This window comes from Telluria sp. PB2R4 (assembly GCF_059685695.1).
In genome coordinates this window covers 272,634-288,105 of record NZ_JCASIC010000002.1, presented here as the reverse complement: position 1 = coordinate 288,105, position 15,472 = coordinate 272,634, and the positions used below count along the sequence as shown (strand labels likewise).

Annotated in this window: 15 protein-coding genes; 11 read left to right on the top strand and 4 right to left on the bottom strand. The window is 66.8% G+C overall.

The window, feature by feature from the left end:
- Positions 1–119: 119 nt before the first annotated feature.
- The 5 genes from AC56LU_RS04770 (at position 120) to AC56LU_RS04750 (ending at position 5,791) form a co-directional block, all read left to right on the top strand.
- Positions 120–602, top strand: a complete 483-nt coding sequence (locus AC56LU_RS04770) for a CinA family protein (protein ID WP_497174458.1) — start codon at positions 120–122, stop codon at positions 600–602.
- A 12-nt stretch (positions 603–614) separates the two neighbouring features.
- Positions 615–1,544, top strand: a complete 930-nt coding sequence (locus AC56LU_RS04765) for a metallophosphoesterase family protein (RefSeq protein ID WP_497174457.1) — start codon at positions 615–617, stop codon at positions 1,542–1,544.
- A gap of 70 nt (positions 1,545–1,614) precedes the next feature.
- Complete coding sequence (locus tag AC56LU_RS04760; protein ID WP_497174456.1) at positions 1,615–4,398, top strand: M16 family metallopeptidase; 2,784 nt, start codon at positions 1,615–1,617, stop codon at positions 4,396–4,398.
- A 68-nt stretch (positions 4,399–4,466) separates the two neighbouring features.
- Positions 4,467–4,793, top strand: a complete 327-nt coding sequence (locus AC56LU_RS04755) for an ArsR/SmtB family transcription factor (RefSeq protein WP_497174455.1) — start codon at positions 4,467–4,469, stop codon at positions 4,791–4,793.
- Positions 4,790–5,791, top strand: a complete 1,002-nt coding sequence (locus AC56LU_RS04750) for a cation diffusion facilitator family transporter (RefSeq protein WP_497174454.1) — start codon at positions 4,790–4,792, stop codon at positions 5,789–5,791. The genes AC56LU_RS04755 and AC56LU_RS04750 overlap by 4 nt, the downstream gene beginning before the upstream one ends.
- A 45-nt stretch (positions 5,792–5,836) precedes the next feature.
- Here AC56LU_RS04750 and cysK read toward each other — a convergent pair whose 3' ends face one another.
- Genes cysK through tcdA form a run of 3 tightly spaced genes read right to left on the bottom strand, consistent with a single transcriptional unit; the run spans position 5,837 to position 8,265 of the window.
- A complete protein-coding gene (gene cysK / locus AC56LU_RS04745; RefSeq protein ID WP_497174453.1) occupies positions 5,837–6,769 on the bottom strand; it encodes a cysteine synthase A in 933 nt (310 codons plus the stop codon).
- A 27-nt stretch (positions 6,770–6,796) separates the two neighbouring features.
- Positions 6,797–7,339, bottom strand: a complete 543-nt coding sequence (locus AC56LU_RS04740; RefSeq protein ID WP_497174452.1) for an FKBP-type peptidyl-prolyl cis-trans isomerase — start codon at positions 7,337–7,339, stop codon at positions 6,797–6,799.
- Positions 7,340–7,374: 35 nt separating this feature from the next.
- On the bottom strand, positions 7,375–8,265 hold the full coding sequence (gene tcdA, locus AC56LU_RS04735; RefSeq protein ID WP_497174451.1) for a tRNA cyclic N6-threonylcarbamoyladenosine(37) synthase TcdA: 891 nt from the start codon (positions 8,263–8,265) through the stop codon (positions 7,375–7,377).
- 89 nt (positions 8,266–8,354) lie between these two features.
- On the opposite strand from tcdA, the gene pdxH reads away from it, so the two are divergent.
- Both pdxH and AC56LU_RS04725 read left to right on the top strand, forming a co-directional pair.
- Positions 8,355–9,551 carry a pyridoxamine 5'-phosphate oxidase gene (pdxH, locus tag AC56LU_RS04730; RefSeq protein WP_497174450.1) on the top strand — a complete coding sequence of 399 codons (1,197 nt, stop codon included), beginning with the start codon at positions 8,355–8,357 and terminating at the stop codon, positions 9,549–9,551.
- A gap of 51 nt (positions 9,552–9,602) precedes the next feature.
- Complete coding sequence (locus AC56LU_RS04725; RefSeq protein ID WP_497174449.1) at positions 9,603–10,814, top strand: class I SAM-dependent methyltransferase; 1,212 nt, start codon at positions 9,603–9,605, stop codon at positions 10,812–10,814.
- A 102-nt stretch (positions 10,815–10,916) separates the two neighbouring features.
- On the opposite strand, the gene msrA is transcribed toward AC56LU_RS04725, so the two are convergent.
- Positions 10,917–11,456, bottom strand: coding sequence for a peptide-methionine (S)-S-oxide reductase MsrA (gene msrA / locus AC56LU_RS04720; protein WP_497174448.1), 540 nt, complete (start codon positions 11,454–11,456; stop codon positions 10,917–10,919).
- Between the two features lie 124 nt (positions 11,457–11,580).
- Between msrA and AC56LU_RS04715 the strand changes: the two genes are divergently transcribed.
- The 4 genes from AC56LU_RS04715 (at position 11,581) to AC56LU_RS04700 (ending at position 15,418) form a co-directional block, all read left to right on the top strand.
- Complete coding sequence (locus tag AC56LU_RS04715) at positions 11,581–12,087, top strand: flavin reductase family protein (RefSeq protein WP_497174447.1); 507 nt, start codon at positions 11,581–11,583, stop codon at positions 12,085–12,087.
- A 123-nt stretch (positions 12,088–12,210) separates the two neighbouring features.
- The gene (locus AC56LU_RS04710; protein ID WP_497174446.1) at positions 12,211–13,047 is read left to right on the top strand and encodes an SDR family NAD(P)-dependent oxidoreductase; all 837 of its coding nucleotides are present in this window, start codon (positions 12,211–12,213) and stop codon (positions 13,045–13,047) included.
- 21 nt (positions 13,048–13,068) lie between these two features.
- A complete protein-coding gene (locus tag AC56LU_RS04705) occupies positions 13,069–14,058 on the top strand; it encodes an AraC family transcriptional regulator (protein ID WP_497174445.1) in 990 nt (329 codons plus the stop codon).
- Between the two features lie 166 nt (positions 14,059–14,224).
- Positions 14,225–15,418 (top strand): acyl-CoA dehydrogenase, encoded by a 1,194-nt coding sequence (locus tag AC56LU_RS04700; protein ID WP_497174444.1) that lies wholly within the window; start codon positions 14,225–14,227, stop codon positions 15,416–15,418.
- Positions 15,419–15,472 lie beyond the last annotated feature (54 nt).

Sequence of the window (15,472 nt, the reverse complement as noted above, 5' to 3'; positions counted from 1 at the left end):
GGCGCCGGCTTGAGAATCCCGTGCACGCTTTCTGTGTCAGTACGGCACGGAGCGCGCTAGAATGAAACCGGGCGCCGCTTGCGTGCCTATCTGGCCCACCGCATTCAGAGGAGCTTCACGTGACGAACGATATCCTAGATCTTGCTACCAAAGTTGGCCGTGCGCTCGAGGCCAAGCGCCTGGTGCTGGCGACCGCCGAATCCTGCACCGGGGGCGGCGTGTCCCAGGCGATCACCGAAATCCCGGGCTCCACCGGCTGGTTCGACTGCGGCTTCGTCACCTATTCCAACAATTCCAAGACCGAGCTGCTCGACGTGCCGGCCGCGCTCATGGCGCAGTTCGGCTCGGTGAGCGAGGAAGTGGCCGGCAAGATGGCCGAAGGCGCCCTGTCCAGCAGCACGGCCGACGTCGCGGTGTCGACCACCGGCATCGCCGGCCCGACCGGCGCGGTGCCGGGCAAGCCGGTGGGCACGGTCTGCTTCGGCTGGTCGCGCGGCGACACGACCCATACCGAGCGGCTGGTGTTCCAGGGCGACCGCCAGGCGGTGCGCGAGCAGACCGTGGCGCATGCGCTGCGGGGCCTGCTGCGCTTCATCGAATAAGCGCACGCTGCGATGGTCCGGATGGCGCCGCGCCTGCTGGGCGGCCTGGCGCTGCTTGCAGCCGCCGGGCCCGCGCTTGCCTTCACTGCCGCACACACTGGCACATACACAGTGTATGCGGCCGGCGACATCGCGCGCTGCAAGCATCCCGATCCGCGCTGGTCCGGCGCCGCCGCCACTGGCAGGCTGGTGGAAGGATTGCTGCGCGCCGATGACCGCGCCGGCCTGCAGTCCGCCGTCCTGACGCTGGGCGACCATACCTACCCCAAGGGCACCGCGGCCGAGTTCGAGCGCTGCTACGGCCCGACCTGGGGGCGCTTTCGCGAGCGCACCTGGCCCACCCCCGGCAATCACGAATATGCGACGCCAGGCGCCGCGCCCTACTTCGCCTATTTCGGCGAACGCGCCAGGCCGCAAGGTCGTAGCTGGTACAGCCTTCGGCTCGGCAGCTGGCTTGTGATTTCGCTCGACAGCAACCTGAAGGGCCCGGCCCACGCCGCCCAGATCGGCTGGCTGCGCGACGAACTGGCGCGCCAGCCGGCTGCCTGCACCCTCGCGTTCTGGCACCACCCGCTCTACACCTCGGGCGGGCACCTCGGTCCGGGGCGCATGCGCGACGCCTTCGCACTGCTGCATGCGGCCGGCGCCGAGATCGTCTTGTCGGGCCACGACCACGACTACGAGCGCTTCGCGCCGCAGGATGCCGACGGCCGGCGCGACCCGGCGCGCGGCGTGCGCCAGTTCGTGGTCGGCACCGGCGGCGCCTATGCCACGCCCTTCCTGCAATTCACACCGCACAGCGAGGTGCGCGAAGCCAGCTACGATGGCGTGCTGAAACTGCGCCTGCTGGACGGCGCCTACGAATGGCGCTTCCTGCCGGCCGACCCGGGCCGGGTGCCGGCGGGCGCCACGCTCGACCACGGACGCAAGGGTTGTCACTGAGTGTCACTGAATGGAATACGGCATGAGATACTGGCGGCTGCTTGCCCTTTTACTCGCTTTTCCCCTTGTAATGACCACATTCGCTTCGCCGGCGGGCGCCCAGCCCGCGCCCACCCCGCTGCCCACCGTCGCCTTCGAAAAAACCACGCTGCCCAACGGCCTGCAGCTGATCCTGGTCGAAGACCGGCGCCTGCCGATCGTGGCGGTGAATATCTGGTACCACGTCGGTCCGGCCAACGAAGCGCCCGGGCTGACCGGCTTCGCCCACCTGTTCGAGCACATGATGTTCGCGGCCACCCGCCACATCCCGCGCGGCATGGCCGACCGCCTGCTGGAAGGCGCCGGCGCCACCGACAGCAACGGCAGCACCGGCTACGACCGCACCAATTACTACGACACCGTGCCCTCCAACCAGCTGGAGCTGGCGCTGTGGGTGCATGCCGACCGCATGGGCTACCTGCTCGACGTGCTCGACCAGAAGGCGCTCACGGTGCAGCAGGACGTGGTGCGCAACGAGCGCCGCCAGACCGTCGAGGACGAACCCTATGGCCTGGTGGAGGAAGCGCTGGCCCATGCGCTGTTCCCGAAGGGCCACCCCTACTACGCGTCGATCATCGGCTCGCATGCCGACATCCAGAGCGCGAAGCTGGACGACATACGCCAGTTCTTCGCGCGCTACTACGGCCCGAACAACGCCAGCATCGTCATCGCGGGCGACATCGACAAGGCAAAGACGCGCGCGCTGGTCGAGAAATACTTCGGCAGCCTGCGGCGCAGCCCGCCGGTGGCGCGCCCCAGCATCGAGACGCCGCCGATCACGGCTGAGCGCCGCGTGGTCGTGCGCGACCGGGTGGAGCTGCCGCGCGTGTTCATGGGCTGGCTGACGCCGCCCGCCTACCAGGCCGGCGATGCCGAGCTGGCGGTGGCGGCCGAGATCCTCGGCGGCGGCAAGGCGAGCCGGCTGTACAAGAAGCTGGTCTACGAGCGCCAGATCGCGCAGGACGTCGACGCCAGCCAGAACTCCCAGGGCCTCGCCTCGACCTTCGTCATCGACGTCACCGCCCGCCCCGGGGTCGAAGCGCGCGCGCTCGAAGCCGCGATCGACGCCGAACTGGCCCAGCTGCGCGAACAGGGGCCCTCGCAGCGCGAAGTCGAGCGCGCCCGCAACAGCCTCGAGACCGCGCTGCTGAACGCGGTCGAAAAGCTCGGCGGCGACGGGCTGGCGGACCAGCTCAATCACTACAACCAGTACACGGGCGACCCCGGCTACCTCAGCAAGGACATCGAGCGCCTGCGCAGCATCACCCCAGGCGACGTGCAGCGCGCCATCCGCGCCCACCTGCGCCGCGAGGCGCGCGCCGTCGTCACCGGCCTGCCCGGCACGCCGGTGATCGACGATCCGCGAGCGCCACGTGTGCCGAAGGCCGAGACAGCGCTGAAATCTGCCGCTGCAGTGGATGCCGCGCTCAACACACCCGAAGCCTGGCGCGCGCAACGGCCGAAGGCCGGCCCGGCGCCACGCTTCACGCTGCCGCAGGGCGAGTCCTTCAAGCTCGCCAACGGCCTGACCGTCATCCACCACTACAAGCCAGGCCTGCCGCTGGTCTCGGCCGAGCTGGTGGTGCGCAGCGGCAGCGCCGCCAACCCGGCCGCCATGCCCGGCCTGGCGGGCTTCACGGTCCAGATGCTGGAAGAAGGCACCGCCACGCGCAGCGCGCCGCAGATCGCCGACGAGATCGCGCAGCTCGGCGCCTTCCTCGACGCCGGCAGCGGCGCCGACGCCTCGATGGTGTCGCTGCTGTCGCTGCGCGCGACCTTCGCCCCGGCGCTCGACGTGCTGGCCGACATCGTGCTGCGCCCGGCCTTCCCCATCGCGGAAATCGAGCGCCAGCGCGCCAACCGGATCGGAGAACTGATCCAGCAGCGCGACGATCCCGAGTCGGTGGCGGCGGTGGCGGCAGCCGGCGCGCTGTACGGCGGCAAGCATCCGAAGGGCTACGGCCAGCTCGGCACCGAACCGGCGATCCGCGCGGTCACGCGCGACGACCTGGTCGCATTCTGGCGCCGCCACTACGTGCCCGGCAATGCCGCGCTGGTGGTGTCGGGCGACATCGCGCGCGACGAGCTGAAGGCGCTGGTGGAAACGCGCTTCGCGGCCTGGCCCGGCGCCGACGTACCCGACGGCGAACGGGACGAACCGGCGGGCACCGGCGCGCGCCTGGTGATGGTGGACCAGCCGGGTGCGGTGCAGACCGCGCTGCGCGTGAGCAGCATCGGCGTGGCGCGCAGCACGCCCGATTTTCCGGCGCTGCAGGTCCTGAACGGCGCGCTGGGCGGCATGTTCTCCAGTCGCCTCAACGACAACCTGCGCGAGACCAAGGGCTACACCTACGGTATCCACTCCTGGTTCCGCTACGACCGCACGCCGGGCCCCTTCGTCATTGCCGGCAGCGTGCAGGGCAATGCCACGGGCGCGTCGGTGCGCGAGATCCTGCGCGAGGTGGAGGAGATCCGCAACGCGCCGCTGCCAAGCGCCGAACTGGACGCCGCGCGCGATGCGCAGGTGCTGTCGCTGCCGGGGGCGTTCGAGACCAATGCCGACATCGGCGCCAGCCTGGCCGAGATCTTCATCTACGACCTGCCGATGGATTACTACGCACGCCTGCCCGCCCAGCTCAACGCGGTAACGGCGGCCCAGGTGCAGGCCGCGGCGCGCAAGCACCTGGTGCCGGAAAAGATGACGGTCATCGCAGTCGGCGACCGCAAGCGCATCCTGCCGCAGCTGCAGCCGCTCGGGCTGGGGACGCCGGAGGTGCGCGACAGCGACGGCCAGTTGCCGGGCCCGCGGCGCTGAAGCTTATGCCGCGCTTGCCGGGCGCGGCCATTTGGCATAACATGTGAACAGATCTTCACATGTTAAATATGACTACCACCCCTGAATTCGGCCATGCGGCCGGCGCCGTCGAAGAACTTGCCGACCTGTTCCACCTGCTCGGCGACGCCACCCGCCTGCGCATCGTGCTGGCCTGCCTGGCGCAGCCGACCGCGGTGGGCGACATCGCCGCCTCGCTCGACCTGTCCAGCTCCCTGGTCAGCCACCACCTGCGCCTGCTGCGCGCGGCCCGCATCGTCAAGGCCGAGCGCCAGGGCAAGCAGGTGTTCTATTCGGCCGCCGACGCCCACATCAGCGGCCTGCTTGCCAACATGTTCGAGCACATCGCCGAACCAGCCAACGGAATCGACGCATGAGCACCACCCACAAGCACGACCACCACGATCACGGTCACGATCACCACCATGGCGGTTTCGGTCACCATCATCACCACATGCCCGACCCGGCCGGCAACGGCCGCGCGTTCGCGCTGGCGATCGGCGTCAACACGCTGTTCGTGGTCATCGAATTCGTCTACGGCTTCATCGCGCACTCCACCGCGCTGATGGCGGATGCCGGCCACAACCTGTCCGACGTGCTCGGCCTGGTATTGGCCTGGGGCGCGGCGGTGCTGGCGAAAAGCGCGCCGAAAGGCCGCTACACCTACGGCCTGCGCGGCTCGTCGATCCTGGCGGCGCTGGCCAACGGCCTGCTCCTGATGGTGGCCTGCGGCGCCATAGCCTGGGAGGCGGTGCAGCGCTTCAGCGAGCCGGCGCAGGTAGCGGGCATGACGGTGTCGATCGTCGCGGCGGTCGGCGTGGTGGTCAACGGCTTCTCGGCCTGGCTGTTCCTGGCCGGCAGCAAGGGCGACCTGAACCTGCGCGGGGCCTACCTGCACATGGCGGCCGACGCCGCGCTGTCGCTGGGCGTGGTGATCTCGGGGCTGGTCATCATGGGCACCGGCTGGACCTGGATCGACCCGGCGGTGAGCCTGCTGATCGTGATCGTGATCGTGCTCGGCACCTGGTCGCTGCTGCGCGAATCGGTGCAGCTGTCGATGGCCGCGGTGCCGCCCGGCGTGGATGCCGGCGCGGTGCACGACTACCTGGCCGGGCAGCCGGGCGTGAAGGAAGTGCACGACCTGCACATCTGGGCGCTGAGCACCACCGAGAACGCCTTGACGGCGCACGTGGTGATGCCCGACGGTTATCCCGGGGACCGGGTGCTGGACGGGATGGTGGCGAAGCTGCGGAGCGATTTCGGCATCCACCACTGCACGCTGCAGGTGGAAGAAGGGACCACGCAGCATGATTGTGCGCTGGAGGGGCATGAGCATGGGCACGACCACGAGAATCACCATGCACATGCGCACTGAGTGTATTCAGCGCTAATACGACGCGACGAACTTGGATCCCGGCCTTCAGCCAGCCAGGTTGGCGTACAGCGCCGTACTGAGATACCGCTCCCCAAACGACGGAATGATCGTCACGATCAGCTTGCCCGCATTCTCCGGCCGCTGCGCCACCTGCACCGCCGCCCACAGGGCGGCGCCCGATGAAATCCCCACCAGCAGCCCTTCTTCGCGCGCCGCGGCGCGCGCCGTCTCGAAGGCGTCCTCGTTCTTCACGGTGATCACTTCGTCGTAGGCCGCGGTATCGAGCACCGCCGGCACGAAGCCGGCGCCGATGCCCTGGATCGGGTGCGGGCCCTTGGTGCCTTTCGAGAGCATGGGCGAAGCTTCCGGCTCCACGGCGATCGCCTTGAAGCCCGGCTTGCGCGCCTTGATCACGTCGCTCACGCCGGTGATGGTGCCGCCGGTGCCGACGCCGGCCACCAGGATGTCGATCCGGCCGTCGGTGTCGCGCCAGATTTCCTCGGCCGTGGTGCTGCGGTGGATGTCCGGGTTGGCCGGGTTGTTGAACTGCTGCGGCATGAAGCAGTGCGGATCCGACGCCACCAGTTCCTCGGCGCGGCGAATCGCGCCCAGCATGCCTTCGCTGCCCGGCGTCAGCACCAGCTCGGCGCCGTAGGCGCGCAGCAGCATGCGCCGCTCGTTGCTCATGGTCTCGGGCATCACCAGCCTGCAGCGGTAGCCGCGCGCGGCGCACACCATCGCGAGCGCAATGCCGGTGTTGCCGCTGGTGGGTTCGACGATGATGGTGTCCGGCTTGATCATGCCGGCCCGCTCGGCGGCCTCGATCATGGCCAGGCCGATGCGGTCTTTCACGCTGTGCGCGGGGTTGTGATATTCGAGCTTGCCGAGGATCTCGGCGCCGCCACTCGGGGCCAGCCTGCGGATTCGTACGAGTGGAGTGTTGCCGATCAGTTCAGTAACGTCGTTCGCAATGCGCATGCCAGGCTCCCGGTGGTTAGATTTGACTTACTTGACGTTCACCAGTTCCACATCGAAGATCAGGTCGGCGTCAGCCGGGATCATGCCGCCGGCGCCGCGCTTGCCGTAGGCCAGCGCGCTCGGGATGATCAGGGTGCGCTTGCCGCCGATCTTCATGCCCTGTACGCCCTGCTCCCAGCCCTTGATGACCATGCCGGCGCCCAGCTGGAACTCGAGCGGGTCGCCGCGGTCGAGGGAGGAATCGAACTTCTTGCCGCGCTGCTTGGGCGCCAGCGGCTTGTGCAGCCAGCCGGTGTAATGCACCATGACCTTGCTGCCGACGGTGGCTTCCTTGCCCTTGCCGACCACGCGGTCGATGATCTCGACCTGCGGCGTGGGCGCGGCCGGCAGGACGGGTTCCGCCTGCGGCTGGACGGTTTGCGCTTGGGTGGCCTGCGGCACGTTCTGCTGCTCCGGCGCGGGCTGGGTGGTGGGCTTGGACGCGTCCTGCTGCTGGGTGGCGGTGTCCTGGGCGGTGGCAGCGGTGGCGGCGGCCAGCAGCATGGCTGCGAATGCGGTACGACGGATCATGTGGGCTCTTCCATCAAAGTGATCAATAACTGATCCTATGATAGCAAGGCCGCATCCTCTTGCACAGTTTGCACGTGAGCAACAGACTCGACCGCATCCACCGGCTCGGCGTTCGCCGCGTCCGCCAGCTTGCGCAGCAGGTGGCCGGCCGCCACCATGCCGAAGGTGGCCGTGACCACCATGCTCGATCCGAAGCCGGCGCAGTTCAGGCCGGTGACGCCGTTCGGGTCGACCTCGCAGGCGTCGCCGCTGTCCGGATAGCGCAGCGGCTCCATCGAGAACACGGCGTCGATGTGGTACTTGTTCTTTTCGCCCTTGGCGAAACCGTAGCGCGCGCGCAGGATCTTGCGCACTTTCTTCAGCAGCGGCTCCTGCTCGGTGCGGGCCAGGTCGCGCACTTCGATCTTCGTGGGGTCGGTCTGGCCGCCGGCGCCGCCGATGACGACCAGCGGCAGCTTGTTGGCGCTGCAATACGCGATCAGGGCCGCCTTCGACTTGACGCCATCGATGGCGTCGACCACGTAGTCGAAACCCTTGCCGGCAATCATGGTCTCGATGTTTTCCGGGTCGATGAAATCCTCGACCAGGGTGACCTTGCAAAACGGGTTGATCTGCGCGATCCGCTCCTTCAGGGCCGCGATCTTCGGCATGCCGATGGTCGAGGTGAGCGCCTGCAGCTGACGGTTGATGTTCGATTCGGCCACGTTATCGAGGTCAATCAGGGTCAGGTGGCCGACTGCGCTGCGCGCCAGCGCCTCGACGATCCAGGAACCGACGCCGCCGACACCGATCACGCAAACGTGCGCCGCGCGGAAGCGTTCGAGCGCACGCTCGCCATAGAGGCGCGCGATCCCGCCAAAGCGGCGCGCAAAGTCGACTTCGTCAATCAGGGTGCCTTCGAGAGCAGGGGTGTCGGTTAGATTCATCCCGTCATTTTAACGGACCTCGCTTGCGCAACTGCACTAAAATAACTTCTCGTCAATCAAATTCTTCTCGTGTGTCAACAAAACACCCCATGACCCTGAACCTTCACGACACCGCCCCCGATTTCGACCAGCCGATCGCCGTCCTCAAGCATTGCCATGGACGCATCCGCAAGCAGCTGGCCACCCTCGACAAGCTGCTCGCCCACCTGCCCGAATTCGGCGCCGACGGACAGGCGCGCCAGGCGGCGCGGGCGGTGCTGAACTATTTCGAGAAGGCGGCCCACCTGCACCACGAGGACGAGGAACAGGACCTGATCCCGATGCTGCGCGCCGTGGCGCAGGGCGAGGACGCGGCCACGCTGCAGGCGCTGGCGCCGGTGATCCTGCAGGATCACAAGGACATGGACGCGCTGTGGCAAGACCTGCACGAGCAACTCACTGCCGTCGCCGAAGGCCAGGCCGCGGCACTGTCGGCCAGCGCCGTGCAACGCTTCAGCCAGCGCTATCTGTCACACATGGAACGCGAGGAAGGCACGATGGCGCCGATGGCCATGCGCCTGTTCAGCCCGGAACAGATGGCACAGCTGGGCAAGGCCATGCAGCACCGGCGCGGCATTGGCGCCGAGCCGGACCAGCCTCCTGCGATCGGCCAGGCCGTGGCCGATTTGCGCAAGGATTATGGCCAGGCCAGCCTGAACGAAACCGACGTGCTGGACGACCCGATGCGCCAGTTCACGCAGTGGTTCGAGCAGGCGCTGAAGGCCGAGGTGAACGAGCCGAACGCCATGTCGGTGGCCACTGTGGCGCTGGACGGCCGGCCGAGTTCGCGCATCGTGCTGGTCAAGCAGTTCGACGAGCGCGGCTTTACCTGGTACACCAACTACGACAGCCGCAAGGGCCAGGAGTTAGACGATAATCAATATGCAGCATTGTTGTTTTTTTGGAGCGAACTCGAACGTCAGGTTCGCATCGAAGGAAGAGTAGAGCGCACCTCGAGCGAGGAGAGCGACCGGTATTTCCGCAGCCGGCCACTGAAAAGCCGTTTGTCGGCCATCGCTTCGCAACAGAGTGCGCCGATCGGCAGCCGTGCCGAGCTGGAACAGAACTACGAAGCCGTGGCACGGCAAGCCGGTGAGGACCCGGCGCGCCCGGAAAACTGGGGTGGTTTCCGCCTCGTTCCCGAGCGCGTGGAATTCTGGCAGGGACGCCGCTCCCGCTTCCATGACCGCATCGTGTACGAGCGGCAAGAAGACGGCAGCTGGACCCGCCTGCGCCTGCAACCCTAGGTCGGCCGACGCTTCGCACGCGCCTGCCGGCCGCCAACGCCGGAGGTCGCCGTGTTCGAACAGATGATGCTGTCGGTCTGGAGCGCAGGCCTGCGTGACAAGCTGTCCCTGCCCTTGCGGGTCGAGCTGTGGGACGGCCGGCAACTCGAGTTTTCGCCGGAGCCGCGCGTGACCATCCGGGTGCCCGACCGCTCCGCCCTGCGCTACCTGCGCTCGCCCTCGCTGTACAACCTCGGACGCGCCTACGTCGAAGGCGCAATCGATATCAAGGGGCGCGCCGCCGACATCATCAACGTCGGCAATGCCCTGGCTGCAAGCCTGGACAAGGGGCGCAGCCGCCTGGATGTCGTGCTGCGTCGCGGCGCCCAGCTTGCCCCGCACACGCGCGAAACCGACGCCGAAGCGATCCGCTATCACTACGACGTCTCCAACGATTTCTACGCCGCCTGGCTGGATCCGGGCATGGTCTATTCCTGCGCCTATTTCGAGAATGGCGATGAAGACCTGGCCACGGCGCAGCAGCAGAAGATCGACCACATCCTGCGCAAGATCGATGTGCGGCCCGGCCAGACCTTGCTCGACATCGGCTGCGGCTGGGGTGCGCTGGTGCTGCGCGCCGCGCAGGGCTTCGGCGCGCGCTGCGTCGGCGTGACACTGTCGGAGAACCAGGCCCGGCTTGCGCGCGAACGGGTCGAGCGCGCAGGCCTGCAGGGGCAGGTCGAGATCCGCCTGCAGGACTACCGCGACGTCGATGGCGCGTTCGACCGCATCACCAGCGTCGGCATGTTCGAGCATGTCGGCGTGCAGCACCTGTCCGACTATTTTTCACGCGTCAACCGGCTGCTCGCGCCAGGCGGCGTCGTAATGAACCACGGGATCACGACAAGCAACGTCGACAACGGCGCCACGCCCTACGGCGGCGGCGCATTCATCGGCCAGTACGTGTTTCCACACGGCGAACTGGCCCACCTGTCCACGGTGGTGCGGGCGATGCAGGAAGGCGGGCTGGAGGTGCGCGACGTCGAAAACCTGCGGCGCCACTACGCAAAAACCTGCGCGGTCTGGGCCGACAACTTCGAGAACAATGCCGAGCACATCCGCATGCTGACGGACGAGAAGCGCTTCCGGATCTGGCACCTCTACCTGGCCGGCTGCGCATATGCGTTCGCGCATGGCAGGATCAGCCTGTACCAGATCGTGTGCGGGAAGGCGGACGGGGACGTCGACGGGTTGCCGTGGTCGAGACGGTACATGTACCCGTAGGGTGGGCGAGTCCCTCGCCCACGCGTTCAATTAGCTGCAAGATCATTCGACACGGCATTTCGACTGCAAACTATCACCGCGTGGGCAGGAAACCTGCCCACCCTACCGGAGCCGCTCGCTGAAAGTCTTGCGGAACTTCGCCACCTTCGGCGCCACCACGAACGCGCAATAGCCCTGCAGCGGATGCTGGGCAAAATAATTCTGGTGGTAGTCCTCGGCCTTGTACCAGGTCTCCTGCGGCAGCAGCTGGGTCACGATCGGCGCATCCCACACCGACGCCATCTCGGCCATGACCTTGCGCGCGGTCGCTTCCTGCTCCGGCGAGGTAGTGAAGATCACCGAGCGGTACTGTGGACCAACGTCGTTGCCCTGGCGGTCCGGCGTGGTCGGATCGTGGATCGTGAAGAAGACCTCGAGGATATCGCGGTAACTGATCACGGACGGGTCGAATTCCACCCGCACCACCTCGGCATGACCAGTGGTTCCCGCGCACACTTGTTCGTAGCTAGGGTTGACGACCTGGCCGCCCATATAGCCCGACTCCACGCGCGTCACACCGCGCGCCTCCAGGTAGACCGCCTCCAGGCACCAGAAGCATCCGCCGCCCAGGATGGCGACCTCTCTCCCCGCTTGCTCGCTCATATCGCACACCTTTGTGATGTCGTCAGTTTTAATAGGTTTTAATGTAACGCAAAGCAGGTTTTCGTGCAGTTGATATGGGATGCGGAACCGGTCCATGCCCCGACAGTGGCATAATGGCAGTCCAATGAATACACGTGCTCCCCGCGCCGCGACCCGCGGTTTCGATTCGACGCATTTTCGCCATGCGCTGTCGCAATTCGCCACCGGTGTCACGGTCATCACCACGCGCCTTGCCGACGGCTCTTTCCGCGGGCTGACCGCGAGTTCCTTCAACTCGGTCTCGCTCGAGCCCCCGCTCGTCCTGTGGAGCCTGGGCGCCGGCGCCAACAGCCTGCCCATCTTCAGCGGCAATTCGCACTACGTCATCAACGTGCTCGGCGCCGGCCAGCAGGAACTGGCGCTGCGCTTTTCGCGCCGCAGCGTCGACAATCCCTTCGACGGCGTCGACTACGAGCTGTCGCGCACCGGGCTGCCGATCCTGAAGGGCGTGTCGGCCTGGTTCGAGTGCCACAACCGCAGCCGCTACCCGGAAGGCGACCACGTCATTTTTGTTGGCGAAGTCGAGGAATGCGCGGTGCATCCGCAGTCGGCGCTGCTGTTCCACAGCGGACGATTCGGCGCGACCGGCTAGCTGCGCTACCCGCAGAGGATTGCGCCACTTCCTCGGAGTTTCAGGCAAGTCCGCCGCCCGGGCGCGCCCTACCATTCTCTTCACCTTAACGCCGCCCACGCGGCACACCATGGAGAAGAGATCATGCGTAAAGTCTGGTTCATTACGGGCGCCGGCCGCGGCATCGGCGCCGAGATCGCCCACGCAGCCCTCGCTAGCGGCGACCACGTTGTCGCGGCCGGGCGCAATCTTTCACAGCTGAAAGCCACCTTTGCGTCGGTGAACCCGTCCCAGCTCGCGCTGGTCGAGCTCGACGTGGCGCAGGCCGCGCAAGCGCCGGCCGCCATCGAAGCTGCGGTGACGCGCTTCGGCCGCATCGACGTGCTCGTCAACAATGCCGCCTACGGCCTGCTGGGCAACTTCGAGGAACTCTCGCCCGAGGAGATCGACCAGCAATTCGCCGTGAACGTCTTTGGCGTGATGCACGTGCTGCGTGCCGCCGTGCCCGTGTTGCGCAAGCAGCGCGCGGGCCACATCATCAACATTGCGTCGATCGCAGGCGTCACCGGTTTCGACGGCGCCTCGGTCTATTGCGCCACCAAGTATGCGATCGAAGGCCTGTCCGCCTCGCTGGCGCTGGAACTGGACAAGTTCGGCATCAGGGTCACCACCGTCGAGCCGGGCTTTTTCCGCACCGATTTCCTGGACCAGAGTTCGGTTCGCTACGGCAAGAACCTTATCGACGACTATGCCATGCACGGCTCGGTCGAGGGCGCCTACGGCGCCTATCACGGCAAGCAGCTGGGCGATCCGGTCAAGCTGGGCAGCGTCGTGGTGCGCCTGGCCGGCATGGACTCACCGCCGAAACAATTCCTCGCCGGTAGCGATGCGCTCACCATGGCAAGCACGGCGATCGATGCACGCCTCAGCGAGCTGCACGGGATGGCCGCGCTGTCACGCTCGACCGACCACACGGCCTGATTCCGCATGCCGGAACGAGTCGTGTATCCTGACATCGACAAGACCATGAACTCGCTCGACCACCCGCCCTTCCTCGCCGGCGCTCCAGCGGCTGCGCAGCCCGCCACACCGCTGGCGCGGCTGGCGCGGCTGCTCGCCGCCAATGCGCCACACGATGGGTCGTTCGACACCTGCATCCCGGGCGTGCATGCGATCCGCGCCTCGAATGCCAGCGTCGAACTGGTGCATGGCCTGCACCGCCCCGCCCTGTGTATCGTGGCCCAGGGCGCCAAGACCGTCATGCTGGGCGAGGAGTCCTATGAGTACGACCCGTCGCGCATGATGATCTTCTCGCTCGACCTGCCGATCGCCGCCATGATCCGGCAAGCCAGCGTGGCGGCACCCTACCTCTCCTTCCGCCTCGACTTCGACCAGCCGCGCCTGCCCGAGCTGATCCTGAAGGCTTACCCGGACGGCGTGCCGACCGTTCCCGACCGCCGTGCCGTGTACGTAGCGCAGGCGGGCGACGCGGTCATCGATGCGGCGGCGCGACTGATGGCGCTTGCCGGCCACCCCGAGGATGCGGCCCTGCTGGCGCCGCTTGCAGCCGACGAGATCGTCCTGCGCCTGCTGCGGGGGCCCTTTGGCGCACGGCTGGCCCAGCTCGGACGGATCGAATCGCACCGGATCGGCCGGGTCGTGGACTGGATCCGCCGGCACTATGACGAACCGATCCGCATCGACGACATGGCCGAACTCGCCCACATGAGCCCGTCGTCGCTGCACGAGCATTTCAAGTCGCTGACCTCGATGAGCCCGCTGCAATTCCAGAAAACCCTGCGCCTGCAGGAAGCCCGCCGCCTGATGCTTGCGACCGGCATGGATGCGGGGCTGGCCTGCCAGCGCGTCGGCTACGCCAGCCCCTCGCAATTCAGCCGCGAATACGCCCGCCACTTCGGCTCGGCGCCGACGCGGGACATGCACCGCCTGCGCAATGCCGGGCTGGCGCACGCCGTGTCTTTTACACAATGATTCTGCACGCCAAACGGGTAGGTTTATCAGGCCAAAAATGAAAATGCCTGTCGCAGATTCAAAAGATGCGGCGCTGCGGCATTCCTATAATGGTCAGGCTATGGCGCGGCCCAGGGACGGGTGCGCGCCTTTTCGTGAGAAGAACCCTACCGAGACAGGAAGATCCATGAGCCATTCCGATTCGCACCGCAAAGCCGCCTTCCACTGGGATGACCCGCTGCTGCTGAACAGCCAGCTGACCGACGAGGAGCGCATGGTGCGCGACGCCGCCGCCAGCTACAGCCAGGACAAGCTGCGTCCGCGCATCCTCGAGGCCTTCCGCCACGAGCGCATGGACAGCGAGATCTTCCGCGAGATGGGCGAACTCGGCCTGCTCGGCCCGACCATCCCGGAACAGTACGGCGGCCCGGGCCTGGGCTACGTGGCCTATGGCCTGATCGCCCGCGAAGTCGAGCGCGTCGACTCCGGCTACCGTTCGATGATGAGCGTGCAGTCCTCGCTGGTCATGGTGCCGATTTACGAGTTCGGCAATGAAGAAACCAAGCAGAAGTACCTGCCGAAGCTGGCCACCGGCGAATGGATCGGCTGCTTCGGCCTGACCGAGCCGAACCATGGTTCCGACCCGGGTTCGATGGTCACCCGCGCGCGCAAGGTCGAGGGCGGCTACAGCCTGAGCGGCTCGAAGATGTGGATCACCAACTCGCCGGTCGCCGACGTGTTCGTGGTCTGGGCCAAGGACGATGAAGGCGCGATCCGCGGCTTCGTGCTGGAAAAAGGCTGGAAGGGCCTGAGCGCCCCGGCCATCCACGGCAAGTTCGGCCTGCGCGCCTCGGTCACCGGCGAGATCGTCATGGACGAAGTGTTCTGCCCCGAAGAAAACGCCTTCCCGGAGGTGCGCGGCCTGAAGGGTCCGTTCACCTGCCTGAATTCGGCACGCTACGGCATCGCCTGGGGCGCGCTGGGTGCGGCGGAAGATTGCTGGCACACCGCGCGCCAGTACGTGCTGGACCGCAAGCAGTTCGGCAAGCCGCTTGCCGCCAACCAGCTGGTGCAGAAGAAGCTGGCCGACATGCAGACCGAGATCACCCTCGGCCTGCAAGCTTGCCTGCGCCTGGGCCGCATGAAGGACGAAGGCACGGCCGCGGTCGAGATCACCTCGATCATGAAACGTAACTCCTGCGGCAAGGCACTGGATATTGCCCGTGTTGCACGTGACATGCTCGGTGGAAACGGTATCTCGGACGAGTTCGGCATCGTGCGCCACATGGTCAACCTCGAAGTGGTCAACACCTACGAAGGCACCCATGACATCCACGCGCTGATCCTCGGGCGCGCGCAAACCGGCATCGCCGCGTTTTAATCGCCGTCCACTGCCCCGCGCCGCCGTCCGGCGGCGCAGCTCCCCTGCAATTGC

What these genes read in the sequence shown, in the direction of transcription:
- cysK (WP_497174453.1), bottom strand. Translation starts at nt 6,769, where the DNA reads ATGCGCATTGCGAACGACGTTACTGAACTGATCGGCAACACTCCACTC.
- AC56LU_RS04715 (WP_497174447.1), top strand. Translation starts at nt 11,581, where the DNA reads ATGAATACACGTGCTCCCCGCGCCGCGACCCGCGGTTTCGATTCGACG.
- AC56LU_RS04765 (WP_497174457.1), top strand. Translation starts at nt 615, where the DNA reads ATGGTCCGGATGGCGCCGCGCCTGCTGGGCGGCCTGGCGCTGCTTGCA.
- AC56LU_RS04760 (WP_497174456.1), top strand. Translation starts at nt 1,615, where the DNA reads ATGACCACATTCGCTTCGCCGGCGGGCGCCCAGCCCGCGCCCACCCCG.
- AC56LU_RS04700 (WP_497174444.1), top strand. Translation starts at nt 14,225, where the DNA reads ATGAGCCATTCCGATTCGCACCGCAAAGCCGCCTTCCACTGGGATGAC.
- AC56LU_RS04755 (WP_497174455.1), top strand. Translation starts at nt 4,467, where the DNA reads ATGACTACCACCCCTGAATTCGGCCATGCGGCCGGCGCCGTCGAAGAA.
- tcdA (WP_497174451.1), bottom strand. Translation starts at nt 8,265, where the DNA reads ATGAATCTAACCGACACCCCTGCTCTCGAAGGCACCCTGATTGACGAA.
- AC56LU_RS04750 (WP_497174454.1), top strand. Translation starts at nt 4,790, where the DNA reads ATGAGCACCACCCACAAGCACGACCACCACGATCACGGTCACGATCAC.
- AC56LU_RS04710 (WP_497174446.1), top strand. Translation starts at nt 12,211, where the DNA reads ATGCGTAAAGTCTGGTTCATTACGGGCGCCGGCCGCGGCATCGGCGCC.
- pdxH (WP_497174450.1), top strand. Translation starts at nt 8,355, where the DNA reads ATGACCCTGAACCTTCACGACACCGCCCCCGATTTCGACCAGCCGATC.
- msrA (WP_497174448.1), bottom strand. Translation starts at nt 11,456, where the DNA reads ATGAGCGAGCAAGCGGGGAGAGAGGTCGCCATCCTGGGCGGCGGATGC.
- AC56LU_RS04740 (WP_497174452.1), bottom strand. Translation starts at nt 7,339, where the DNA reads ATGATCCGTCGTACCGCATTCGCAGCCATGCTGCTGGCCGCCGCCACC.